Origin of the sequence: Sulfoacidibacillus ferrooxidans (genome assembly GCF_022606465.1) — a bacterium.
GTDB classification, from domain to species: Bacteria; Bacillota; Bacilli; order Alicyclobacillales; family SLC66; genus Sulfoacidibacillus; species Sulfoacidibacillus ferrooxidans.
Window position 1 is genome coordinate 1 of record NZ_JALBUF010000008.1, and the last position, 25106, is coordinate 25106.

The 25106-nt window shown below is 43.5% G+C and carries 24 protein-coding genes; 6 read left to right on the forward strand and 18 right to left on the reverse strand.

Annotated features, from left to right (window positions below):
- Nucleotides 1-239: 239 nt before the first annotated feature.
- Both MM817_RS11535 and MM817_RS11540 read right to left on the reverse strand, forming a co-directional pair.
- A complete protein-coding gene (locus MM817_RS11535) occupies nucleotides 240-1721 on the reverse strand; it encodes a carboxylesterase/lipase family protein (RefSeq protein WP_241715199.1) in 1482 nt (493 codons plus the stop codon).
- 372 nt (nucleotides 1722-2093) lie between these two features.
- Nucleotides 2094-2519: an MFS transporter gene (locus MM817_RS11540; RefSeq protein ID WP_241715208.1), complete on the reverse strand. Its 426-nt coding sequence runs from the start codon at nucleotides 2517-2519 to the stop codon at nucleotides 2094-2096.
- A 211-nt stretch (nucleotides 2520-2730) separates the two neighbouring features.
- Between MM817_RS11540 and MM817_RS11545 the strand changes: the two genes are divergently transcribed.
- Nucleotides 2731-5211, forward strand: coding sequence for a penicillin acylase family protein (locus MM817_RS11545; protein WP_241715210.1), 2481 nt, complete (start codon nucleotides 2731-2733; stop codon nucleotides 5209-5211).
- Between the two features lie 35 nt (nucleotides 5212-5246).
- Nucleotides 5247-5612, forward strand: coding sequence for a hypothetical protein (locus MM817_RS11550; protein ID WP_241715212.1), 366 nt, complete (start codon nucleotides 5247-5249; stop codon nucleotides 5610-5612).
- An 88-nt stretch (nucleotides 5613-5700) separates the two neighbouring features.
- Here MM817_RS11550 and MM817_RS11555 read toward each other — a convergent pair whose 3' ends face one another.
- Entirely contained in the window at nucleotides 5701-7401 is a 1701-nt protein-coding gene (locus MM817_RS11555) for an acyl-CoA synthetase (protein ID WP_241715214.1), read from the reverse strand.
- Nucleotides 7402-7601: 200 nt separating this feature from the next.
- On the opposite strand from MM817_RS11555, the gene MM817_RS11560 reads away from it, so the two are divergent.
- A complete protein-coding gene (locus MM817_RS11560; protein ID WP_241715217.1) occupies nucleotides 7602-8321 on the forward strand; it encodes a 3-ketoacyl-ACP reductase in 720 nt (239 codons plus the stop codon).
- A gap of 69 nt (nucleotides 8322-8390) precedes the next feature.
- Here the strand turns inward: MM817_RS11560 and MM817_RS11565 are convergent, their stop codons facing one another.
- From MM817_RS11565 to MM817_RS11635, 15 genes are all read right to left on the reverse strand, one after another.
- Nucleotides 8391-9152, reverse strand: coding sequence for an ABC transporter permease (locus MM817_RS11565; RefSeq protein WP_241715218.1), 762 nt, complete (start codon nucleotides 9150-9152; stop codon nucleotides 8391-8393).
- A gap of 48 nt (nucleotides 9153-9200) precedes the next feature.
- On the reverse strand, nucleotides 9201-9959 hold the full coding sequence (locus MM817_RS11570; protein ID WP_241715220.1) for an ABC transporter ATP-binding protein: 759 nt from the start codon (nucleotides 9957-9959) through the stop codon (nucleotides 9201-9203).
- Nucleotides 9946-10542: a DNA-3-methyladenine glycosylase I gene (locus MM817_RS11575; protein ID WP_241715222.1), complete on the reverse strand. Its 597-nt coding sequence runs from the start codon at nucleotides 10540-10542 to the stop codon at nucleotides 9946-9948. The genes MM817_RS11570 and MM817_RS11575 overlap by 14 nt, the downstream gene beginning before the upstream one ends.
- Before the next feature lie 22 nt (nucleotides 10543-10564).
- Nucleotides 10565-11362 carry an SDR family oxidoreductase gene (locus tag MM817_RS11580; RefSeq protein WP_241715224.1) on the reverse strand — a complete coding sequence of 266 codons (798 nt, stop codon included), beginning with the start codon at nucleotides 11360-11362 and terminating at the stop codon, nucleotides 10565-10567.
- A gap of 45 nt (nucleotides 11363-11407) precedes the next feature.
- A complete protein-coding gene (locus MM817_RS11585) occupies nucleotides 11408-12424 on the reverse strand; it encodes a type I phosphomannose isomerase catalytic subunit (RefSeq protein ID WP_241715225.1) in 1017 nt (338 codons plus the stop codon).
- Nucleotides 12425-12449: 25 nt separating this feature from the next.
- Nucleotides 12450-13934 (reverse strand): aldehyde dehydrogenase family protein, encoded by a 1485-nt coding sequence (locus tag MM817_RS11590; RefSeq protein WP_241715227.1) that lies wholly within the window; start codon nucleotides 13932-13934, stop codon nucleotides 12450-12452.
- Nucleotides 13935-13968: 34 nt separating this feature from the next.
- Nucleotides 13969-15258: a phenylacetate--CoA ligase family protein gene (locus MM817_RS11595; protein ID WP_241715459.1), complete on the reverse strand. Its 1290-nt coding sequence runs from the start codon at nucleotides 15256-15258 to the stop codon at nucleotides 13969-13971.
- A 38-nt stretch (nucleotides 15259-15296) separates the two neighbouring features.
- A complete protein-coding gene (paaD, locus tag MM817_RS11600) occupies nucleotides 15297-15818 on the reverse strand; it encodes a 1,2-phenylacetyl-CoA epoxidase subunit PaaD (protein WP_241715229.1) in 522 nt (173 codons plus the stop codon).
- A 25-nt stretch (nucleotides 15819-15843) separates the two neighbouring features.
- Nucleotides 15844-16596, reverse strand: coding sequence for a 1,2-phenylacetyl-CoA epoxidase subunit PaaC (paaC, locus tag MM817_RS11605; protein WP_241715231.1), 753 nt, complete (start codon nucleotides 16594-16596; stop codon nucleotides 15844-15846).
- Between the two features lie 30 nt (nucleotides 16597-16626).
- Nucleotides 16627-16965, reverse strand: coding sequence for a phenylacetic acid degradation protein (locus MM817_RS11610; protein WP_241715233.1), 339 nt, complete (start codon nucleotides 16963-16965; stop codon nucleotides 16627-16629).
- Nucleotides 16966-16993: 28 nt separating this feature from the next.
- Complete coding sequence (paaA, locus tag MM817_RS11615; protein ID WP_241715461.1) at nucleotides 16994-17905, reverse strand: 1,2-phenylacetyl-CoA epoxidase subunit PaaA; 912 nt, start codon at nucleotides 17903-17905, stop codon at nucleotides 16994-16996.
- A gap of 85 nt (nucleotides 17906-17990) precedes the next feature.
- Nucleotides 17991-18557 (reverse strand): TetR/AcrR family transcriptional regulator, encoded by a 567-nt coding sequence (locus MM817_RS11620; protein ID WP_241715235.1) that lies wholly within the window; start codon nucleotides 18555-18557, stop codon nucleotides 17991-17993.
- 135 nt (nucleotides 18558-18692) lie between these two features.
- On the reverse strand, nucleotides 18693-19487 hold the full coding sequence (locus MM817_RS11625; RefSeq protein ID WP_241715236.1) for a PIG-L deacetylase family protein: 795 nt from the start codon (nucleotides 19485-19487) through the stop codon (nucleotides 18693-18695).
- 13 nt (nucleotides 19488-19500) lie between these two features.
- Nucleotides 19501-20202 (reverse strand): class II aldolase/adducin family protein, encoded by a 702-nt coding sequence (locus tag MM817_RS11630; protein WP_241715238.1) that lies wholly within the window; start codon nucleotides 20200-20202, stop codon nucleotides 19501-19503.
- A 16-nt stretch (nucleotides 20203-20218) separates the two neighbouring features.
- Nucleotides 20219-21373, reverse strand: a complete 1155-nt coding sequence (locus tag MM817_RS11635) for a glycerate kinase (RefSeq protein WP_336605173.1) — start codon at nucleotides 21371-21373, stop codon at nucleotides 20219-20221.
- Nucleotides 21374-21530: 157 nt separating this feature from the next.
- Between MM817_RS11635 and nadB the strand changes: the two genes are divergently transcribed.
- From nadB to nadA, 3 genes are read left to right on the forward strand one after another with little or no spacing between them, the layout of a single operon-like run.
- Nucleotides 21531-23105, forward strand: a complete 1575-nt coding sequence (gene nadB / locus MM817_RS11640) for an L-aspartate oxidase (protein ID WP_241715240.1) — start codon at nucleotides 21531-21533, stop codon at nucleotides 23103-23105.
- Nucleotides 23074-23916, forward strand: a complete 843-nt coding sequence (nadC, locus tag MM817_RS11645) for a carboxylating nicotinate-nucleotide diphosphorylase (protein ID WP_241715242.1) — start codon at nucleotides 23074-23076, stop codon at nucleotides 23914-23916. The genes nadB and nadC overlap by 32 nt, the downstream gene beginning before the upstream one ends.
- The gene (gene nadA / locus MM817_RS11650; RefSeq protein ID WP_241715244.1) at nucleotides 23917-25017 is read left to right on the forward strand and encodes a quinolinate synthase NadA; all 1101 of its coding nucleotides are present in this window, start codon (nucleotides 23917-23919) and stop codon (nucleotides 25015-25017) included.
- The last annotated feature ends 89 nt before the right edge of the window (nucleotides 25018-25106 follow it).

Consider the following 25106-nt stretch of genomic DNA (forward strand, 5'->3'; position numbering starts at 1 on the left):
TCTTAATTCATGTCTACTACTTCTTTGCTCGCGTGTTTGTCTCTTGTTGCATTTAGTTTTCAAGGATCCACTTGCTTGCCTTCTTCGCGCCGCCGTTCGTGGCGACAGGTAGTAATATAACACAGTCGTTTTACCCATGTCAAAGCCTTACCTTAAAGTAAATACATTGCGAATTATCACGTTACTATGAAGGCTTCATGAACTTTATAATCAGGTGTACAATGCCCCCAAAACAGTATTCAGTTAAACATTTCTTCCCACAAGCGTAAGACCTCATCATCTAGTTCTTCTGTCACTCGACACTGCACGTTAAAAATCATCGTATAACGATGGTCTTTGTTACATTGAGGCCAATTAGTTACCTCTGGCGTACGAGGAACCCCATCTCGGACAAATGCTATCCATGTTGAATGCATTTGAGATACCAACTGTGACTGATCATTGGATGTGCCTGTAAAATTTCTGACACCCGGTGCGTCTAACGTGTTAAACACAAACGGTAGTTCCATCGCGTGACACGCGCGTAAAACACCATTGTGTGCTCGACTCTCCCAATCAAATCGATAGGTCCACACCGGGGCATGAATGCTCTGCAGAGCCGCAAATTGCTGACTGGGGTAGCCAAACAACGCTGTTGTTCCAATATCCGCAAGCGCTTGATACAACAGCTCACCCTTATGACTATTGATATATCGATCGCGAATACGTGGATCGATAGGCCCTACCAAGCTAGCTTCAAAATTCTTAATCATTGCGGCATCATCGAGTTGTTGCCAGGAAGGATCCATAAAGTATCGATACTCATCGCGATTAAATCCTACCAAAACAGGAATACCCGCCGCCTCACCTGCTGCTATGGCCTGCCAAAAAGGCGTGGTGAGATGAACGTCATCTATCATAGGTAACCAAGGTAGTCCGCGACTAGCCTCTAATAGAGATTTCGGCGGTATAGTATACAAACGCGACATGGACTCTCGCGTCAAACCGAGCCGTTTGATAAATACTTCCGTCACCGCAGTTCTCGCCACCCGATCTAGCGGGGGAAGTATGCCGACACCACTTTGCACAATTACTTGGTGGAACAGACCTCGTGCAGTCGGCATCGTAAGTAACGCACTAATACTCATAGCACCAGCCGATTCACCGGCAACAGTCACACGATTGGGATCTCCTCCAAATGCTGCGATGTTATCATGCACCCATTGCAAAGCAGCCACCTGATCCAATAGCCCAGTATTTCCAGTATATTTCTCGCGATCATTGCCAAACTTTTCTCCGAGATAGAGGAATCCAAAGGGACCAAGGCGATAGTTGATGGTCACTACCACCAGTCCACCCTGCTTTGCAAATGAAGCGCCGTCATAGACAGGCAGTCCTCCACTCCCCATCACAAAACTGCCGCCATGAATCCACACCATGACTGAACAAGGAGAAATATGGGATTTTGGCGACCAAACATTGAGACTCAAACAATCCTCGCTTTGCTGATCGGGAGGTACTGCAGCAAAATCCAGAATGTCACGCGCCTCCACCTGGACACAGCCTTGGCCAAATCGTGTAGTATTGCGTACGCCTTTCCACGCTAGAGGCGGTTCAGGCGGTCCAAATCGTCGTTCCTCAAGTGGGGGACGTGCAAACGGAATTCCACGCCAAACATTGACCGCACCCTCTTGTACCCCTTGAACTCTTCCGTACTGCGTTTCTGCAATGATAGTAGTCAATGATTTACGCCTCCTCATATTGCCAATGAATCCTCTGGGGGTAGTTATATAGAAAGAGGAATATTCTAGATAGCTTTTTATAACAAGATGAAATGGCAGTGAGTACATTCACTAACTCACTTGAATCACTTCCGCTTTGCAGAAATAAAAGCAGCCATCCACTAAAGAAAATATTTGTTATAACGCGATGCGGTATGCATTTTAATCATTGGTGGATCAACAGATACGCGATGATCTCATGGAATAAAAACACAAATAGAAGGTGCTTTTTAACAATGTTTAAGTCATAGCTGAGATAACCCTCTTTTTAACACGACCAGAGGAGGAATCATGCAAAGCACCGATAATGCCGACAACACAAACCAAGTGATTTCACCCCCAGATACTCAGCAATACCCCGATTACAAAAAAAACCACCGCACCCATGCCTTGAGTTGCTGTAGCTGTAACTGTATACACTCGACCTATCATGTCCTCTGAGATGCGACTCGCGCGAAATGTCAAATAGCACACTAAAACGATTCCTTCACCTAAACCAATAATGGCACAAGATATGTAGAGAAATGAAACCCCCATATGGATGGGTATCAATATTGATGCAATCACCATGAATCCTTGACCACCAAAAACGGCCAATATTCTGTAAGCCGATGGAGTATTCGATGCAAGTATCGTACCAAATAATGAACCTGCTGCATATAAACATAGCACAAATGTTTCAATACTATGAATAAAATGATCGTTCATACTTCCTTCTTGACACCCACCAGGTAAGCCTCTATTGTTTAGCATAGTCAATAATAGAGCCTGTTCAAAAAGGGGGCAGGTAAGACCCGCGCAGTGCAAGGAAGCAAGCCAAGAATGTGGACTGAGCGTACGTTTTGGGTACGTGAGGGAGCGTTCTTGGCGCTGACGCTGCCATGCGCCGGGGAGTTCTGACCCCTTTTTGAACAACCTCTAATAGACTCGCACGTACAAAAAACGTATAAACATGCAAGGAGCAACTAGGATGCTGCCATCTAAAAAACTATTCAACCTCACTTTTGCAGTAATCGCAACTGCCGGTGTAACCTTTATATCAGGTGTTGGCGTTGGACCATTACCACCACTTGGCAACCTCTTAAACCCGGGGACTGGTGTGTGGACCATGGCTCGGGACGCACAACTACCCACAACTCGCAACATGCACATCCCCGGGTTACAACACCCTGTAATTGTTTCATTTGCCTCTAATGGTGGCGCTTACATTAAAGCGCAATCAAATCACGACTTATTTTTCACGATCGGTTATTTACAAGCTAAGTTTCGCCTTTTTCAAATGGATTTGATGCGTCGTCAGGGAGAAGGCTTATTGTCTCAAATAGTCGGCAAAGAAGCTCTCCCGTCAGATGAATTCGAAGATTCACTTGGCATCTCGCGAACAGCCGCTACAGAATGGTTAGACACTCCAGTCAATAGTCCAGCCTATCATGCATTATCTGCTTTTTCACAAGGAGTCAATGCTCGCATTACACAAGATGAGCGCACAGGCAATCTTCCGTATATGTTTAAACTGTTAAACTATAAACCCACACTTTGGACTCCTATTGATAGTCTTGTCATCCAAGGCGATATGACGCAAACCTTAGACCTATCGACTACACCAATTGCGTATGCACTGCTAGTGCACAGCCTTGGTTACCAACGAACCATGGACTTTTTCCCTGTCTTACCCATAGATAAACAACACCCGTATGATCTTGGACCCTACCCCAAAGCACCGTTGACGAAGATCGTTCAGTCGCCTTTTGTCACAAAGTCCGAGTACTTAGCAGCAACAGCTTTAGGTCATGAGATTGAGCAAGTACCGCCTCAACTTTTGCATCAATTTTCTGATAGCAATAACTGGGCTGTAAGCGGAAGTCGAACTGCAAGTGGCAAACCACTGATGGCAGGCGATCCACACTTGAACCAAACGATCCCTTCCATCTGGTATCAAATCACTGCTTCGTCACCCAGTTATCATTTTAGCGGTGTGTCCATCCCAGGCATACCTATCATTCTCATTGGTCACAATCAAGATATCAGTTGGAGTCTAACGGATGTCCAAAATCAATCCACATACTTCTACGAGGAACGCACAAGCGCAAAGCATCCTGGACAATACTACTTCCGCGGTAAATGGATTAACATGGAAACCATTAACTATACGATTCCCGTCAAGGGTAAAGCATCAGTCCATTGGCCTGTGGAATTAACCGTTCAAGGACCTATTTTGACAGACCATGGAGCCACGCTTGCCATGGATTGGATGGGGAATATTCCATCACCTGATATGCAAAGTCTTCTCGGCGTAGTAAAGTCGACTAACTATGCCCAATTTAAATCCGCCCTCAGTCTCTGGCACTCACCTACACAAAATTTTGTTTATGCAGATAGATATGGAAACATAGGAATGATCTCAGCAGGTTATTACCCAATCGTAAACGCTTCAAAGCCCTGGTTACCGATGCCCGGTACCGGTCAAGATGATATTGTGGGTAGTATTCCTTATGCCTCCATTCCACAAGTGTATGATCCCAAAAGCGGGTTTGTCTTCTCCGCCAATCAACGCGAAGTAGGACCAAACTACCCCTACTATATTGGAACATCCGCTGATTTCTTTTCAAATGGCTACCGGGCTGATGAAATCTATCGCGTATTAAGCAAAGGTCACCATCTAACAGTGAAAGACATGGAAAATCTTCAAAACAACGTGCGCGATGATTTGGCCGGACGTATGGTACCTAAACTACTACAAGCTTTGCAAACCACTTCGCTCACTGGAAATGAAGCTGTAGCCGACTCTACCCTCTCCCACTGGAACGATGAAATGAATGTAAACTCAGTAGGTGCAACCTTGTGGTGGACATTTTGGACTAGCTATTTACAAGACACGTTCGGCCCTTGGTGGAAGGCAGATCATGTCCCAGTAAATGTTGATCCCAATTTAGCCATAGGCCCTTCACAAACGTCACTTGATGAAGACTTAGAAGCATGGACGCAAAATGATCCGAACAATCGTGCATTTACACCACCAGTTGGAGCTCATCGGAGCGCACCCCAAGTGATGCGCTTAGCATTTTCCCAAACGGTGCAAAAACTCTCCAAAGAACTAGGACCGAGGGTGTCTACTTGGACGTGGGGACGCATTCACGCACGCCATTTTCCTGCCTTATCGCAAATCCCACAACTCGGCTATGGACCGCGTCCGAGTGGCGGTGATGAATGGACAGTCGATGCTGCTGATGGAGGCGCCATTTCAACTGCTGGTCCTAGCTGGCGCTTTGTGATGAATTGGGCCAATGGCAAAGGTTACGGAGTATATCCTGGCGGTCAAAGTGAAAATCCACTCTCACCATGGTATGAGGATCAAATTTCTGCATGGTGGAACGGCCAATATTACCCTATATGGAGTCAGCAACATATATCGCATGAAGCATCAACAGTCGTGTGGAATATTAATCCATAAGTAGCATCACTGAGATATCACTTGGAGGGCTTTTGATGAGTAGAAAAACAAGTTGGTCTGTTTGGACGGGTATTTTAGTTGTGGCTATCTTTCTTGATTGGCTAGGTAATCATTTTGGAGCATGGTATATTACAGGCATCGTTGGAGTACTCATAGGACTATTATATGAACGCAACCGCCCTCTTCTCTTGTCAGGTCTTGCGGCTATCCTTGCCTGGGGCGGGGCATTGGCTGTGCAAGCCGCAATGCATACGCCTATTTTAGGGGCAGCTAATGTAGTTGGCGATGTCATCGGTATCGGATCAGACAAAGGATCATATATCTTATTTGTCACCCTCCTCACTGCCTTGTTACTTGGTATCGTTGGAGCGTGGCTTGGCGAAGCAGTTCGCAAAATATGAAATGGCATAAGTATTCCTGGTCGATTGTAGGCGATCAGGAATACTTCTTCTTATAATCGAGCCATTCAGCATCTGGTATTTCCATCTATTATTGTTCGTGCTCCACGTCGGATGTAGTGGTTAACTCTCGTTCTTTTAAGATATGTCGCTGTATTTTTCCAGATGGTGTCATAGGAAAATCACTGATAAATTCCACTTTTCTCGGATATTCATGAGCTCCTAATCGCATTTTTACAAAATCCTGTATTTCAAGAACTAGTTGCTCTGATGGTGATACATGATCGCGAAGCTTGATGAAGACTTTCACCACTTCGCCTCTCACTGGATCTTGACTTCCTACAGCTGCGGCCATCAGCACAGCAGGGTGTTGACTCAAGGTCTCTTCTATTTCTGAGGGTCCAATGCGGTAGCCTCCGGAAGAGATGACATCGTCTTTGCGGCTCACAAAATAAAAATATCCATCATCGTCTTTATATCCTAAATCCCCTGTGCAAAGCCAATTTCCTTTATGTTTTTGCTGCGTAGCCTCTGGCTGATTGAAATATCGTAAAAACATCACTGGATCTGGAGTATGTATTGCAATCTCTCCTACGACTCCCGATCTTTGAGGATTACCATCTTCATCAATGATATCCACTTGATGTCCTGGTATTGGACGACCCATAGAATTTGCTTTTACCGGAAATAATGTACTGCAGTTTCCAAGTACCACATTGCATTCCGTTTGACCGTAAAACTCATGGATTGTAAGACCTAGTTCTTCTTTAGCATACGTGAGTGTTTCCTGTCCAAGTGGTTCACCACCGCTTGCGATAGAGCGCAACTCCAAGTTCCAACGCTCGCGCGGATGAGTAATTTGCCGCATCATTTTTAAAGCTGTCGGGGGCAAAAAAACATTGCGAATGTGCATTTTTTCCATGAATGCAAACGCTTTCTCTGAATCAAACTTTGCCATCCGATGAGCTATAACCGGAATCCCCCAGCGCAATGCTGGAAAGAGTACATCAAAAAGTCCACCAATCCAAGCCCAGTCAGCAGGTGTCCAAAATCGATCTCCAGCTTTTGGGGCAAAGTCGTGTGGCATGCTGACTCCGGGTATATGTCCCAATAAAATCTGATGTCCATGTAGCGCACCTTTTGCAGGACCCGTGGTTCCAGATGTATAGATGATGACTGCCGGATCGGTCGGCTTTGTACGTATAGGTTCAAAATGCTTATGTGCTCTTTCTAAAAGATCTGGAAAATAGAGTGTACCTACAATTCGTTGATTAGTCACCACAATATGCTTCAGCGTCTTTATTTTCGACTGCATGCTCAGTATGACAGTAGCATGTTCTGCGTCAGTAATGATAACTTTAGCCGCACTATCAGATAGACGGTGCAATAAAGCATCTGGACCAAATAACACAAAAAGTGGAACAGCAATCGCTCCAAGTTTATAAATTCCAATATGTGCAATAGGTAACTCGCTACTCTGTGAAAGTAAAACTGCGATGCGATCTTCGCGTTCACAACCTAGGTCAGCAAGCGCATGGGCACATTGATTAGAAGCCTTTTTCAATTGATCATATGTCCAAACAACCTCAGATCCCCTATCATCGACTTCAATCAGAGCTACGGCATCAGGCGTAGTTGCATGTCGATCACATACATCGACACCTATGTTGTAATATTCAGGTAGATTCCATGTAAAGTTGGCTGATAACGTTTCATAAGATATACCAGTACTAGTAGATGGCGCTGTATCCAAGTCACTAAACCATGTTGGATCAAAGTGAGCAGACGTCATTACATCCCCTCCGAATCACTAGCATGTATCTATTGTATCGTACGCTAGAACAAAAACGAACAGTATATCAGAATATACGATAGATCTGGATGGTTACATTTTATAGACCACAGAAAATGTGATAAGCTAGAATAACCAGATGAAGGATACTTTTAAAAACTTGTCTCTGATAGGCAAGTACGCAGCGGAGGAATGCAAAGATGAAATTACAAGGGATGAATGCATTGGTTACCGGTGCTGGTAAAGGCATTGGCAGAGCCATTGCCACGGCACTTGCACAACAAGGAGTACATGTGGGACTCATTGCACGTTCACAATCTGATGTGAGTTCATTAGCAAAAGATCTCCATGAGAAGTATCAAGTCAAAACTGCGTATGCGACTGCCGATATTTCAGAGCTCCCAGATGTGGAAAAAGCAGTTGAGTCGATTTGCGAACAATTAGGAAGTATTGATACGCTGATCAATAATGCAGGCATTGGCACATTTGGTTTGCTTGTAGATATGGATCCCGCAGAGTGGGAGCATATTATTCGAGTCAATTTACTTGGAACTTACTATGTAACACACGCTGTATTGCCGATGATGATCGCTAAACAACACGGCAATATTATCAACATAAGCTCAACTTCAGGCGAACGCGGAGCAGCAACAACAACAGCATACTCTGCATCTAAGTTTGGAATCATGGGAATGACCGAATCACTAATGTACGAAGTGCGTAAGCACAATATTCGCGTGACTGCTCTCGCTCCAAGTACAGTAAATACAGAACTTGCTGCAAAAGCCGGTCTAAAAACAAGCGACGAAGACTGGATGATGCAGCCAGAAGATTTGGCTGAACTTGTTATTGCCTTTTTGTCATTACCACAACGAGTATACGTTAAAACAGCAGGACTATGGATGACAAACCCACAATAATCTAGATACATATCCAAAAAAGAGCCTTCGTGAGCTCTTTTTTGGATAATCTAAAAAAACGCAGCTATTTTATTTACTAGACGCAGGCAATGAAAGTTGCTGATGTCGATTAAATAACGTGGGAAATGTAAGGAATCCAAGTGTAATACTTGCGATCATTGCAGATGCCATAAAGGTAAATAGCACAACAAGTTGAAAGCGAACTGCAATGATCGGATCCGTTCCCGCAATAATTTGACCAGTCATCATTCCTGGTAATTGTACTAACCCAGTGGTCTTCGTACTGTCAATGGTGGGAATAAGACTAGCCCGTATCGCCTGTTTGACATAGGGCATCATGGACTGTTTCGGCGTTCCACCCAATGCAAGGAGTGTAACAATCTCTTGACGATGAGAGCTAGCTTCGGATTGAAGACGATTTAACAAAAGTCCGCTAACAATCATGGCATTACCTATGATCATACCGCTGATCGGAATTATATATTGTGCCTTTGCTGGTATGATATGAAGACCCATAAGAAGGCTTTGCGCGATAGCCTCTGCAATCGTAATTGCTATAAGAATTCGCCAGCTAACCCCCATGATACCTTTTCCCCGTTTTGCTGCATTTTGAGTCGCTACAACAATCATGACAATGATCATGAGCACAATAAATACAGGGTTATTAAGGCCAAAAACAATTTTCAAAACATATCCAACTGCAAGCAATTGTATACTCGATCGAATCGCAGCGACAATGATATCTCGCTGGACGCCAATCTTTAACCAAGTAGATAAAACGACTGCGATAGCAACAAACGCTAGCGTAAAAGATAATGTAAGCAAACTCATTGTAAGAGACCTCCTTTCAGTGGAAGTGTGATCACAATCCTATTCATGTCATTGACCTGAAAGGAAGAGCATCCCTTCTTTTGTTTGTGGTGTGCTAAAAAACTGCTTGGTTTCTGTAGCTTCAACAAGTTGTCCACCAGCCATGAACCAAGTCCACTGACTTACTCGCTCCGCTTGTTCAAGATTATGTGTTACCCATAATATCGTCGTTTGATGATCTTTGTGAATTTGTAAGACCCACTCCTCTACATCGCGTGCAGCAGACGGATCCAATGCAGAAGTAATTTCATCTAATAATAATATGCTTGGTTTTGTAGCAAGCACGCGTGCCAGTGCAACACGCTGTTTTTGTCCGCCAGACAGATCACTAGCATCACGATGAAGCAGGTTAGTTGGCAATCCGACTTTTGTTAAATAACTCTCTGGATTTTCAAGAGTTGACCCTTGTAGGGTTTGTGCTAATGAAAGATTATGTAGCACGGTTCCTGGAAACATCGTAGGTGATTGAAAGACAAGTCCAACATTACGTCGAAGCTCTGTAATGTTCCACTCAAGTACGTTTTTTCCCTCGATAAGAACATCACCCGAATCGGCTGTAAGCAATAAATTGCAAAGTGCTAATAAGGTACTCTTTCCACTTCCGGATGGCCCGATCAGAGAAACAATATTCCCTTTGGGTACACTACCAGAAATCCCATTGAGAGTAGGTGTCAATTCTCCTTTTATAGAAAAAGATTTTACGACATGTTCAAATGTAATGGCAGCCGGAATGAACGTCAGAGCGATAGTATCTCTACCTCCCATCATGTGCAAGTTTATGGTGTTGTGCAGAGAGTTCAGCATACCGAAAACAATCCGTGGTATGATCCATGATCATTCCCGTTGCCTGCATGAAACTGTAGCAAATTGTACTCCCTACAAATGTAAAACCTTTCAGCTTCAACTCTTTACTCATACGATCAGAAAGAGGTGTATTCACGGGAACCTCTTCTTTAGTTTTCCATTCATTGATGACAGGTTGCCCATCGACAAAACCCCATATAAATGAAGAAAAAGATCCATACGTAGCTTGAATTGCAAGATACGCTTTAGCGTTATTAATAGCCGATTGAAGTTTGAGGCGATTTCTAATAATTCCTTTATCCTGCATAAGAATAGCCAAGCGATCCTCGTCGTATATGGCTACTTTTTGAGGATTAAAAGAATCAAATGCAGAACGAAAATGATCCCTTTTTTTTAAGATCGTATAAAAACTTAATCCAGCCTGAGCGCCCTCTAAAATAAGAAATTCAAAGAAGGTTCGATCGTCATAGACTGGCACTCCCCACTCCGTATCGTGGTACTTTATATAAAGTGGATCTGAAGTTACGTATGCACAGCGACTGATCACAAGCACACTCCCTTATTTATTTTCAAATGGATCGAATGGCACCGCCATCAACAAAGATCGTTTGACCCGTCATATAAGAATTGGCGGAGGACAACAAAAAAGCCGCGACTTTGCCAAATTCATCCGGTTGCCCATACCGTTCCATAGGAATTCGAGATTGTTCTAGCAAACGCACTTCATCCAATGTTTTTTGCTCACGAAGCGAGCGCTGTTCATCAAGTGATTGTACCCGATCGGTATGAATACGACCTGGAGCTACATTGAAAATATAAATTTGATCTTTTGCAACCTCAGTTGCGAGCGTTTTTAACATAGCCATAGTTGCCGTTCGAACCGTATTGGATAGAATCAGGTTGGGAATCGGTTCTTTAACAGAAACAGAAGAGACGTTCAATATTTTACCCCCACCCTGCGCGCGCATATGTGGCAAAGTTTCACGAATCAGTCGCACGACACTCATGAGATTTTGATTGACAGCAGCTGCCCACTGTTCGTCATTGATTTGATCAAATGTACCAGCCGGTGGCCCACCTGCATTGGTAACCAATCGATCAATGCCACCCATAATTTCTACACTTTGTGTTATGAGATTCGTTATGTCGCTCTCTTTTGTTACATCTGCTGCTATCACATGAAGACGGGAATCACTGATCCCTAGTGTCGCGATTAACTCATGGCGCGTAGAAGTGAGCTTGTCTATATTGCGGCTAGCAATAACGACTTCACACCCTTCTCGCAAAAGTTCCGTTGCAATAGCTTTCCCTAGTCCTTGTGAAGCGGCTGTTACAACAGCCCGCTTATCTTGAAGTCCTAGATCCATAGCAAAACCTCCCAACTGATTCTGTAACCTAATGGCAACAGTTATTTAGTAATACACGCGCAATAATACAGTCCGTAAAGTACAGGATAGTTCGTATTCATCTAGTGTAGCAGGAATAAGTATAAGTTCACCTGGAGAGAGAGAAAGCGTAGCTAGTTCTCCATTATCAGCGCTATAAGTCAATTCAGTATGACCATGTACACAGATGAGGATGTCAGGATTTTGTATGTTTCCTCGTTTCAAAGTAATACATTGCTTAGAGGACGCGGTAAAGAGATCGTCTTCGTTCGAAAGAGGATCACACACAATCTCATCAATTGTAAAATATGGACAGTTTAATCGAGTTCTCATACGCGAGTGAGTTTGATTACTTGCTTTGACAGGTATTGAATTAGACGTGGTTTCAGTATAATGTAACACCTCTGCTGCAGCATCTACATGGAGCATACGCTCTTTCCCCGCTTCATCCACACGCTCCCAATCGTAAACACGGTATGTTACATCAGATGTTTGTTGAATTTCAATGACAGTAGTATGTGCCAGTAAAGCGTGTAAAGTACCAGAAGGTACATAGACGACATCGCCATTTTCAATAGTTCGATAGGAAAGATGTGATAAAACATCCGCGTTTTTCACCGCATTTGTATAGTCTTCACGACAACTAAAATGATGACCGTAGCATATTTTCTTTTCCGGTCCTGCATCTAACACATACCAAGCTTCCGTTTTTCCAAAATCGCCTTCATGAAGTTGTGCATATGCATCGTCAGGGTGAACCTGAACAGACAGATGCAAAGAAGCCTCTAGATACTTAATTAACAAAGGAAATCGGGGCTGTGGCGACGCCCCGAGATACGCTTGTGGATACGCTTCTATTAACTCTTGTAACGATAGTCCAGCAAATGCCCCTTCGGTAATCATACTGGTAGCACTAGGATGGCCAGACAAGACCCAATACTCTCCGATCGGTTCATCGATTGATGTGTGAAACTGTGATTTTAACACGTGCCCGCCCCACATTCTTTTGACGGGAATCGCAGAAAATTTTACTGGTGTGAACATAGAGAGATCAACTCCAACTTCACTCTTACTTAATTCCAAAAGGATTGAGTGGTTTTTCACCAATATACGCTAAAATGCTTTTCGTTTCAGTATAAAGATCAAGCGATTCAATCGCTAGTTCGCGGCCAAATCCAGACTGCTTATATCCACCGAATGGAAGACCAGGAAAAGCAGAAAACGGATTATTAATCATAATTATCCCAGCTTTCAACTGTGCAGCTACTCGGTGCGCACGACCAAAATTCTGTGTCCACAAAGAAGCGGCCAATCCATAGATTGTATCATTGGCCATGGCGATCACTTCATTGTCATTAGCAAATGGAATGATGACAATGACAGGCCCAAATATCTCTTCTTGTGCCACTTTCATATGATTGTTAACATCCGCTATCACCGTTGGCATGTACCAATGTCCGCGTTCAAAGGTAGCTCCTTCTGGACGCATACCACCATAAACGACACGAGCACCCTGTGCTTTAGCAGATTGCACGTATCCGTCAATCACACGTACTTGCTGATCCGAGATGATTGCGCCCACATGTGTTTCTGATTCTAACGGGTTCCCCATACGCAGTTTTTTTGCCTTCTCTACAAATGCATCAACAAACGCATCATAGATGGATTCATGAACAAATAACCGCGACCTTGCTTCACATGATTGACCGGTATTGTAGTAAATCCCAAACAATGCACCATCAATCGCTGCATCAAAGTCAGCATCTGCAAAAACGATATTCGGTGATTTCCCACCTAACTCTAACGTTACACGTTTAATGGTTTGCGACGCTCGCGCCATGATATCTTTACCTGTGGATGTCTCTCCGGTAAATGCAACCTTGTCTACACCAGGGTGCTCAACTAAATAAGCTCCAACATCCGCTCCACTACCAGTGATAACATTAATAACTCCGTCTGGCACACCAGCTTCTTGACATATTTCTGTTAACACAATCGCGGTAATAGGTGTTAAGCTAGCTGGTTTTAAGATAATCGTACATCCTGCAGCAAGTGCAGGAGCTAGTTTCCAAGCGGCCATCATGAACGGATAGTTCCATGGAATAATCTGCGCACAAACACCCACAGGTTCTTTCACAGTATAATTCAAAAAACCATTCGGTACTGATTTTGTTTTCCCCTCATGAACGAGTGCAGCGGCCGCATACAATTCAAAATCCTCTATCGCTTGTAATACTTGTCCCTTGGCATTGGCAAGTGATTTACCACTATTTTGAACTTCTAATTCGCAAAGTTCGTCAAATCGTTCTCTTAAAATAGCCGCAATTTTATTGAGCACTTGTGAACGCTTAGCCGCAGAAAATCTTGCCCATTTTCCTTGCGTCAATGCCTGTCTTGCCGCATCCACAGCACGATCAACATCTTGTCTCGTAGCTTTAGCCACTTTAGCTATCACTTCGCCTGTGGCAGGATTCTCCGTTTCAAAAAATTCTCCATTTTCGCTGTCCACATGTTTGCCGTTAATGATCAGTTGATATGTATCTTTAAGTAACATTATTTTTCTCTCCTTGTTATTTTTATGTACATCATTACAGTTGGCGCTGATCGATCATACGCACAGCTTTTCCTTCGCTGCGGGGAAGTGTCTTTGGCGACAATAGCTCTACGTGAGTAGAGATCAATAACCGATCACGCAAGGCTTCCGCTAGTGTGCTCGATATGAACTGATACTGTTGTGCTTCTGAATCCACTGGACCATGCAAATCAATAGATTGCTCAGATACTTCTACTCGAACGGTTAGACGATCCAAAGATCCTGTTCGTTCGATCACCACTTGATAGTTTGGCGTTAACTGATGATGTTCAAGAACGATAGATTCGATTTCTGTAGGAAATACATTCACCCCACGTACAATGATCATATCGTCCACTCGTCCCTTGATTCTAGACATTCTTTGATGCGTTCGCCCACATCTACAAGGCTCAGGCTGGAGTGATGCAAGGTCACCCGTTCGATAGCGGATAATTGGAAGCGCTTCCTTTGTTAATGAAGTAAATACCAGTTCACCTATTTCCCCTGGTTCTAGTGGCTCCCCTGTTTTTGAATCGATCACTTCCACATAAAAATGATCTTCTGCTATGTGTAATCCATCTTGCATCGAACATTCCATCGCTACACCTGGACCGATGACTTCAGATAGTCCGTAAATATCGAATGCACGGATACCTAACTTTTCCTCTAGTGTACGACGCATCCCTTCTGTCCAAGGTTCTGCACCAAAAATCCCATACTCGAGGCTCGTATGCCTAGGATCTTTACCTTGCGCCTCCATCATTTCAGCCATAGTTAAAATATACGAAGGGGTGCCTGCAATTCCGCGCGGTTGAAAATCTTCAATAATAGTCACTTGACGTGGTGTATTTCCACCTGATATTGGGATGACAGACATACCTAGCCTTTCCGCCCCAGCGTGTAGACCAAGCCCCCCTGTGAAGAGGCCATAGCCATAAGCATTATGAAAGATATCCCCCGCTCTGCCACCTGCAGTGACAATGGCACGTGCTACAATCGTACTCCACATATCCAAATCATTTTTTGTATAAGCAACAACAGTAGGTTTTCCCTTTGTGCCAGAAGATCCGTGATAGCGAGCCACTTCATTTTTTGCAACCGCAAGTAATCCAAAAGGATAATGCGAACGAAGATCTCCTTTTATCGTAAATGGCAACCTCCGAATATCCGATAATTGTCTGATATCTCGTGGATGTACTCCTGCTAAAGCAAATGATTCGTGATAAAAAGGTACTCGCTCATACACTCTGTGTAGCGTCTCTTGCAATCTTGTCAGTTGCAACGCTTCAAGTTCTGACCGCGACATCGATTCTATCGTTGGTTGTAACGTGACTACTCCCCCCACTAAACAAATTTCATCCCTTCAAAAGGCTGTTTACAATGAGTGCAGTAATAAATTGCACGGCAAGCAGTGGGACCAAATAAACTGACGACATGTGTTTGCTCTGAACCACAATAAACGCAATGTGGAACTGTTGCACTAGAAAATTCGGCAGGGGGTGCAGCAATGCCAAATTGGTGTAATTGTAAAAGTCCTTGCTCAGACATTCGATCTGTCGTCCACGGAATATCCATGATAAATCGAACAGTCACCGTTCGTACGCCGTCTATTTTTGCTAGTTTTGTCTCTACATCTCTACGAATGAAGTCGAGAGCAGGGCATCCCATAAAAGTGGGAATCAGGTCGATCTCTACATGGCCATTTTCTTGGTGAACTTGATGCACCATTCCTAATTCAATTAAACTAATCGTTGGCATTTCAGGATCTTTTATCTCCTGTAAGCATCGTACAATTTGCTCATCTAATGTTTCAGTCCACTTACATCCTTCATCATTGTGATTTTGATCATCAACTCGATTTAGCATCTTGGTTTCCTTCTTTCTTTTTACTTTACCAAGTTGCATGTACATCAGTACCTGAGACTTCCACCATCGTTGATAGTATATTGTCTAGGTGTTTAGAATGATGACCCGATCGTCCAAGACTCTGCCCTTGTAAAGGGTTACCCGGCCATTCATAGCCAACTCGTATAAATAAAGGGCGTACAATTCCCTCCCATATGGCGTAGGTTTCAGCTGGCGTTTTTGTAAAAATACCTTGTGCGATGATATCACTCTCATCCTCACCTAATGAAAATAAATCATCAAGATATGGCCACAGTTCACAAATTGCTCGTACGGTTTTGGCTTTTGCTACTCCTCCTACAATTAGAAGTCTCTCAAACCACGTTTGCATGTGAAGCGTGTGATAGCGTTCTTCGCGAAGCATCTTATCTGCTCCTTGACGCAATGCAACAATCTTAGACTCAAGCAAGGTCTGTAACCTTACTTGTTCAAACATATTGTAAAAGTAGCTTCGTACAATCGTATAAGCCCAATCGCCATTTGGAAGTTCTAACATATACGCGTTACGTCTTTCTGCTGCTGGTCGTTCAAATGCTTCATGATCAGCTGTCGTTTGTAATTCATTTGCCAATAAACCATAAAAATAATTGGCATGCCCTACCTCATCTTGTGCAATCGAACTAAATGCAATATCTTCCTCTAGATCTGGAGCTAAACCTAGCCACTCAGATTGCCTATGCCCGGCTATCCATTCGTCGTCAGCTAGTTGATATAAAAAAGCAACTAGTGCAGTATTCATTACATAACCTCCCAAACACACTCTTTTCCTTCAATCGCGTACAAGGTCATCAATTGTCATCACCCGTTGCTTTAGCGCCTTCCATTGATGGGCATTATCTGCATATCCTGCAACTTCTCTATAGTCTTTTCCTAGTTCGCGATTGGAAAAGAAAGATGAATCAGTCGGAGATTGATAGATATTATTTTGTCGTACAACCCAAAGATTCACTGCCTTTTCCCGACGCAAGAAGCTCTCTCTTGCTACTTGGACGGCTAAACTATCAGAAGGTGCTACGACACTTCCTACATGTTGATGGTATGACAATGGATCCTTTTGAACAAAGACTTCAAATACATCGTAGTGGAGCGCCTCTTCATCTTTTCCCACAATATTCCGCCTCTTTCTAGTGATCTTCCTAGATCACATGCATGAACTCATTGGCGCGAAGCATCGCGTCTCGCACCCATTTTTGACCTTCATGAGCTTGACGTCGCAATTCAATTCGCTCCTGTGATTTAGGACCAGAGTTATGCATCACCATAGCAGAAAACCATTCCCACTCCGGATCAGAGTACGTCCATAGCTGTTCTACTTCATCAAAATGAAGCAATGGATCAGGTATAGTCATTCCAAGCGCCTTAATGCGTGGAACGTAGCGCGTCAAAAACTTTTGTCGCAGTTCTTCGTTTGTTTTGGTTCGAATCTTATAGGATAGCATTGTACGAGATGCTGTAGACATATCTGGAGGACCAAAAAAGAACATCATCGAAGGCCACCAGCGATCAATCGCCGACTGTAGCATGGCACGTTGTACAGGAGTCCCCTGTGCGAGTGCAAGCACGATAGACTCCCCATGTTGCATATGGAAACTTTCTTCCGCGCAGATGCGTTGTAACACACGTGCATAAGGTGCATAAGAGCTATCTAATAAGGACGCTTGCGTAATAATGGCACCGCCATCAACAAAGAAACCAATAATTCCTGCATCTGCCCACGTAGGTGCCTCCATGTGAAATACATTGTGAAATTTAACTCGTTGATTGAAAACGTCTTCAATGAAATCATCACGAACTTTTCCAAGTGGTTGTGCTAAGTCTTCTGCGACACTTAAAAGAAGTTGTCCATGCCCGATTTCGTCTTGAACTTTAGCCATTAAAGCCAATTTACGTCGTAAGTTAGGTGCCTTTGGAACCCATTCTTTCTCTGGATACGCCCCCATAATCTCGCTAATTCCATGCATGTGGATTTGCTTAATCAGTAGTTTCCTATAATCATCAGGCATCCAGTCTGTCGATTCAATTTTTTCGCCGCGTTCAATTCGCGCCATAAATAAAGCATGCTGTTCACTTTGTTCCAACTGTCATCCCTCCGTTACAGATTCAACTGTGTCATAAGAATGAGATCATCTGCATTTACTCCGCTACTCCATACAATAAGATGGTTAAAAACTCGGATGCAATCATTTCAGGAGACATGGGACCATCAGAACGATACCACTCTGATACCCAGTTCCCAGCGGAGAGTACTAATAGTCTTAAGTATTTGACATTGACAGGCTTTAACACCCCAGTGTCTATTCCCTCCTGTAATAATTGAGCCCACAGTTTTTCATATTCATCTCTTTGCAAAAGGACTTTTTGACGATGTTCATCATCTAAAGCTGTCCATTCATGCAAAAAAACTCTCGCACCATCCATGTGAGTGGTAATAACTTCGATGTGTGCGACTAATGCAGCTTGTAATTTATTGAGTGCGGACATGTCACTTTGTGAAATAGGGATGAGTGCATCTAAAAATGCCGTAGCTCCCTCTTCTACAATCGCATAGAGGAGATCTTCTTTTGACTCAATATGCGCGTATAGGCTTCCCGATAGGATGCCTCTCGCTTTAGCAATGTCGCGGATGGTTGTGCCATGATAACCTTTTGTACTAAACAGAAAACGTGCTGCACGAAAAATTTCATCTTTTGAGCTTTTCATTCAGGTAAAATATCCTTTACTCCATGATTTCTTTCGAATCTTTTGTATAACTCAAACGGATTAAAAACAAACGCTTGCTTGCTTTTAATCATAACTAACTAGCAGAATATTTACAACCCTTATTTTTTTGAATGATCAGCTGTTTATTGCATTAGGGAAAAAATGCAATTCTCTCAACGCGAGAACTTTAAAAACTTCCCCATAACGATCGACTAATCCATCCTGTACCGTCTGCGCGTGTGGCAGAGTTTCCATACTCTGAATTCCCTTATTGTATTGTTCTGCTGCTTGCATCCTAAAAAACTGACTAATCAACGGCCAATCTTCATTGGCAAATTGTGATTCATGCGTGTAGATAGCTTGCATTTTCGTCTCGAAATACGGAGTAATATCAATCATTGTATTAGGATAACTAGTACCATAAAAGGCAATTTGAGGTATCGAATGAGGGTGTCCTACTTCTTGAAACATGGTCAAATTACCAGCAAACATCGCTGCAGTAGCTGTTGCATGTCCCACCTTCACATGATCAGGGTGCGCTTCATAAGGCATCCAAGGGTCTATCGTCATGACCATGTCTGGTTTTATTTCGCGAAAAATATGAACAAGCGGTGCAATAAGATCTTGTTCTGTATAATTGCCACCATCGGCAAAATTACATTCGATATGACGAGTGACACCTAGCAATTCACCTGCCCTAATTCGCTCCTTTCGACGGATAGAAACAAGCTCTTCTGGATTTTGGAAAACAGCTGAAGTACCATGGCGCCCATCAGTCACAGTAACAAACGTGATATCACAATGATGATCCTTGAGTATGCGCAATGTGCCAGCAGCCCCCACTTCATTGTCGTCCGGATGGGGCTGCACACAAATAATCGATTTCACTTCTAATAGATTGGGTAATTGGAGTACATGTCGTATATTCATCGTATCCCTCATTTCACTGTAATGTAACTAACAACAAAGATCCTACCTTCTCGTTTTGTTTACCATATGTTTTAAAACCATCAAAAACATCATGCATCTGCTGATTGGTTAGCAACTTTGGATCGCCTATGCAGCGTGTTCGGTAATACAACTCAGCCATTTCTTCTACTAAAATCGCATGTTGGTACGCTTTTGCAACGGATGTCCCAACAGTAATCGCACCATGATTGCGCAGTAGTACTCCGCTAAAAACATCTCCCATCGCTGACACGGCTGATTGTGCGAGTTCAAGTGTTCCATATTGCGCATAATGTGATGTGACAGGAATCTCATTTCCACCTAAAGCTGCAATCATATAATGTAATGCGGGAATTGGTTCGCCAAGCACTGCAAAAGTGGTTGCATACATCGAATGAGTATGAACGACTGCCTGTACATCTTTACGCCCCTGATAGATACCTAGATGCATAGGAGTTTCGGATGAAGGAAATAAACCCCTACAATGGTCCCCAGATAGATGTACAACAGACATTTTGTCTACAGTCAGTTCATGATAAGGAACTCCAGTTGGAGTAATCGCAATATGGCTACCGCTTTGTAGTAAACAGCTAATATTCCCTGATGTGCCTGTTACTAAGCGATCCTTGACCATACGTTGTGCAAAATCAATGACCGTATCGATCATAGAACGATCTGCAGCTGCTAATGTAAACACATGATTCTCCCTTTCTCTATTGACGCTGTCCAGCAAGAAAAATACGCATAGCTTGAAAGCATGTTTGGACAATATATGCTTTTGCGTGAAGGAGAGACTGCTCTAAGCTAACAGGACCAGGAACGATCGATAGCATGGCGTCTAAGCCCATATCATAAAGATCTTCTACATCAGACCCATAGGAACCAGATACACAAATTACGGGAGTGCCCAGTGTTTTTGCTCGAACAACGACTCCATATACTGCCTTTCCTTGCAGCGTCTGAGTATCTGTCTTACCTTCACCAGTAAAAATGAGATCAGCCGCTTTCGCTCGACGATTAAAATCAGTCATCTCAAGAATGATATCAATTCCACGTCCTAGTTTTGCACCAAGCACGCCTACAAATGCTGCTCCCATCCCCCCAGCCGCACCCGCGCCTGGCATGTCAGCAGTTGAAATACCAAATTGCCTATCGATCACTACACTCAATTGTCTAAATCCTTGATCGAGTGAATCTATCCATTCACTGCGCACACCTTTTTGTGGTCCAAATATGGCTGTTGCACCCTGTTCTCCACACAAAGGATTACTCACATCTGTTGCGATGTGCATCGTAGTTAAGCGAAGGTTTGGATGAAGTTGTGAACAATCAAGTGTGAACAACTGACTAAGCGATAGAGGCAACGGTTCGAGTTCATTCCCGTTCACATCTAGTAGACGAACACCGAGTGCATATAGCATGCCAATACCAGCATCATTTGTCCCACTGCCACCTATTCCAATGATAAATGATGTATGCCCTGCATCCAATGCGTGTACAATGAGTTCTCCAACTCCCACAGTGTTCATTAGAAGTGGATTGCGTTCATCTCTTTCAATCAATTCAAGACCGTTCGCCTCTGCTGCTTCAATGACCACTGTACCATCTACAAGTAATCCATATCGTGCATCACGAGCGTTCCCTAACGGATCGTGGATAGAGACCGTCACAATATGTCCACCCACCGCTTCTATCATACAATCCATCGTACCTTCCCCACCATCTGCAATCGGGAGCATGTCGATGATACTATCTGGGGCAGCCTTTTTTACACCACTTGCCATACTTTGTGCAATCTCAGAAGCATTGAGAGAGCCTTTAAAAGAGTCTGGAGCAATTAAGATACGGACAGTGATCGCCCCCTTGATAACGGTTACATCTTCTTGTCAAATGAGTAAAAGAGTAATCAAATTATAATAGATAAAGACATTCTTATACAAATGCTGTATATACAGATGTATTGACACATACCGTTATTACAATCCATAATAGACTTAGACTAGGTTCAAAGAAAGGTGGATTTCCATGGTTACGCACATCGATACTGACTTTATCATCGTGGGAACTGGTATCGCCGGGTTGATGAGTAGCTTGCGCGCAGCCGAATATGGACGTGTAATACTTGTCACAAATGGTGAGCTGCAGGCTAGCAATAGCATGCTGGCTCAAGGTGGTATTGCCGCAGTTCAAGGTGATGATGACCATGTTTTATTGCATATACAAGATACACTGCAAACTGGTCAAGGTTTATCTGAACGCGATATTGTGCAGATGATTGTAAGTATGGCACCAGATGTCATTACACAACTACGCCGTCTTGGCGTGGTGTTTGATGGTGATGCGACTGGACATCCTCATCTGGGGATGGAAGGCGCTCATAGTCGCCAGCGAATTTTGCATATTGGTGGCGATCAGACAGGAAAAGGGATCTTGAAGGAGCTTACAAAGCACGTTCAGTCACATCCAAATATCGAGATTTATCCTCATACATATGTATATGATCTTCAGATTTCATGCGGCGAATGCACTGGAATCTGGGCTATCCATGATGACCATCACATCCTACATATGAACGCTCGAGCGATAGTCTTAGCGACAGGTGGGCTCGGACAATTATTTAGTTATACAACCAATCACTCGTTAGCTCTAGGCGACGGATATGTTTTGGCACAACGCGCTGGAGCCACATTGCGCGATATGGAGTTCATCCAATTTCATCCAACAGGATTTCGAAGCCATAGAAAAACGGATAAAAACGTTCCACTGATCTCAGAAGCAGTGCGCGGAGAAGGAGCTTTGCTAGTTGACGAGCACGAAACTCCCTTTATGCACCGCTATCATCAACATAAAGACCTTGCTGCAAGAGATATCGTAGCTCGTGCTATTTATTCGGAGATGCAAGCTGGTCGCGATATCTTTCTTGACGCACGAAACATACCAGACTTTGCACAACGTTTCCCCACTATTTTTCATACGTGTATGGATAGTGGCATAAATCCACAAATGCAACTCATGCCTGTTGTGCCAGTAGCACACTATGCGATGGGCGGTGTACAGACCGATTCGTATGGACACACATCGATTCTGCGCTTATTTGCCATCGGTGAAGTCGCATCTGTTGGACTTCACGGAGCCAATCGTTTAGCGAGCAACTCATTGTTAGAGGGACTCGTCATGGCAGAACGAGTGATCTCTCAGATGGTTGCACTCCCTCCTGTACCTCCATCTTCTACTCTTTCAGATTCCCTCTTATCTTCTAGTGAATTGAACAATTTTATGACTCATCCTTCAGATCATGTGCTAGAAAAAGTGCAACAAACGATGTGGGGACATGTAGGTATCGTTAGAGATCAGGAGCATCTATCGTTTGCACTAAAAGAACTGTCTAATGAGCTTATCAAACTCCCTAAAGTGCCTGATGCAAACCGCACAGTTGTTACAGCAGCTATCTACGTTACACGTGCAGCTCTTTGGCGTAAAGAAAGTCGTGGCGCACACTTTCGTTCTGATTTTCCATTCAAGTCCACTCTTTTTGAAAAACACTCAACGCAAGTAAAGGAGACACAACATGAACCAGTTGCTCGTACAGCAAATCATTAAAAACGCACTAATTGAAGATATCGGAACAAACGATCTAACTACAGAGCTGATCTTTGAAGAAGAGGCTCGCGTTCATGCCGTATTAATCGCTAAAAGTCCTGGACGAGTCGCTGGTTTAAGCATTGCTAAGCAAACCTTTCTCATGCTAGATCCAGAAGTAATCTTTGAGGCTCGCGTTGCAGATGGTATGGATGTCTTGTCAGGGACAATCTTAGCAGATATCGTTGGCCGCGCGCGTGGCGTTCTTTCAGCAGAACGTGTGGCACTCAATGTATTACAGAGAATGTCAGGTATCGCAACGCAAACTCAGTTGCTATGTGAAAAAGTAAAAGACTACCCTACACAGATTGTAGATACAAGAAAAACATTGCCTGGACTGAGAATGTTTGATAAGTACGCAGTTACAGTCGGCGGTGGACGTAACCACCGCTTCGGGTTATACGATGCAGTACTCATTAAAGACAATCATATTGCTGCCATGGGATCGATTACGGCCGCAGTCACTCGCGTTAAGGAGAAAGTGGGGCCGTTTATAAAGATTGAAGTGGAAACTGATACACTTGACCAAGTAGCTGAGGCTATAAAATGTCCTATTGATGTTATTTTATTGGATAATATGAACCCTCAAAACATGCGAGTTGCAGTTAATTTAGTTGCTAAACGAATGTTGACTGAAGCATCTGGTGGTGTGACACCAGAAACAGTTCAAGACTATGCGAAGACAGGAGTAGATCTTATTTCTGTGGGGTGGTTAACCCATTCAGTGAGAGCGCTCGATATAAGCTTAGATATTTTGGGGGTGGTATTGTAAATGAGTCTGCTCAATCATAAACTAGTCGCACAACCAACAAATTCCTATGAACAATTATCATCACTAGAACTCGATCAGAGAATCGCTGAGGCAAAGCGAATACTAGGAACTTCACTCGTCATCTTAGGTCATCACTACCAACGCGATGATGTCATTCAATATGCAGACTTTCGCGGAGATTCATTGCAGTTGGCAAGGCTTGCAGCACAAGTAACAGATGCACGGTACATTGTATTTTGTGGCGTCCATTTCATGGCAGAGACTGCAGATTTACTCACTTCTTCTGAACAAATCGTCATTCTTCCAGACTTACGCGCAGGGTGTTCAATGGCTGACATGGCGACGAGTGATCAAGTGGATACCGCATGGGATCTCCTGACGTCACAATTTGGTCATTCCATCATGCCTATCACGTATGTCAATTCATCCGCTGCAGTCAAAGCTTTTGTTGGACGGCACGATGGACTCACTGTAACCTCTTCCAATGCACAACGCATCTTACAGTATGCATTGCAACAAAGCGAACGCGTATTATTTCTCCCTGATCAACATCTAGGAAGGAATACAGCTGTGCGACTCGGCATAGATCTACGTGACATTGCAGTCTATGATCCATCTGCACATGAGGTACAATATCCTCATGGTCAGGGGAATTCTCGTGTCCTATTATGGAAAGGACACTGTTCTGTACATGAAAAATTCCAGCCGCACCACGTAACCATGGTTCGTCAAACATATCCTGACATCCGCGTGATTGTTCATCCAGAATGCTCATATGAAACCGTGCAACTAGCAGATGACAGTGGATCTACTGACTATATTATCAAGCAAATCGAAGCGTCAGCTCCTGGAACATCTTTTGCGATTGGTACTGAGCATCACTTAGTGCATCGGTTAGCCGATACCTATTTCGATCGCACCATCGTCTCACTCAATGAAAATGCCTGCCCTTGCATGACCATGAATCGAATTGATCGACCACATCTCCTCTATGTTTTAGAGCAATTAGTCAAGGGTTCACCTACTCATATCATTCGCGTGTCTGATGATATAGCAACTTGGAGTAGAATCGCCATTGAACGGATGTTACAACAATCCTAAAATTAGTCTGATAGCAGTCACTCTGTGCTAAGAGGCAGTGTTTGAAAAAGGATCGACACTTTTTTACACACTGCCTCTTAGCACTATGT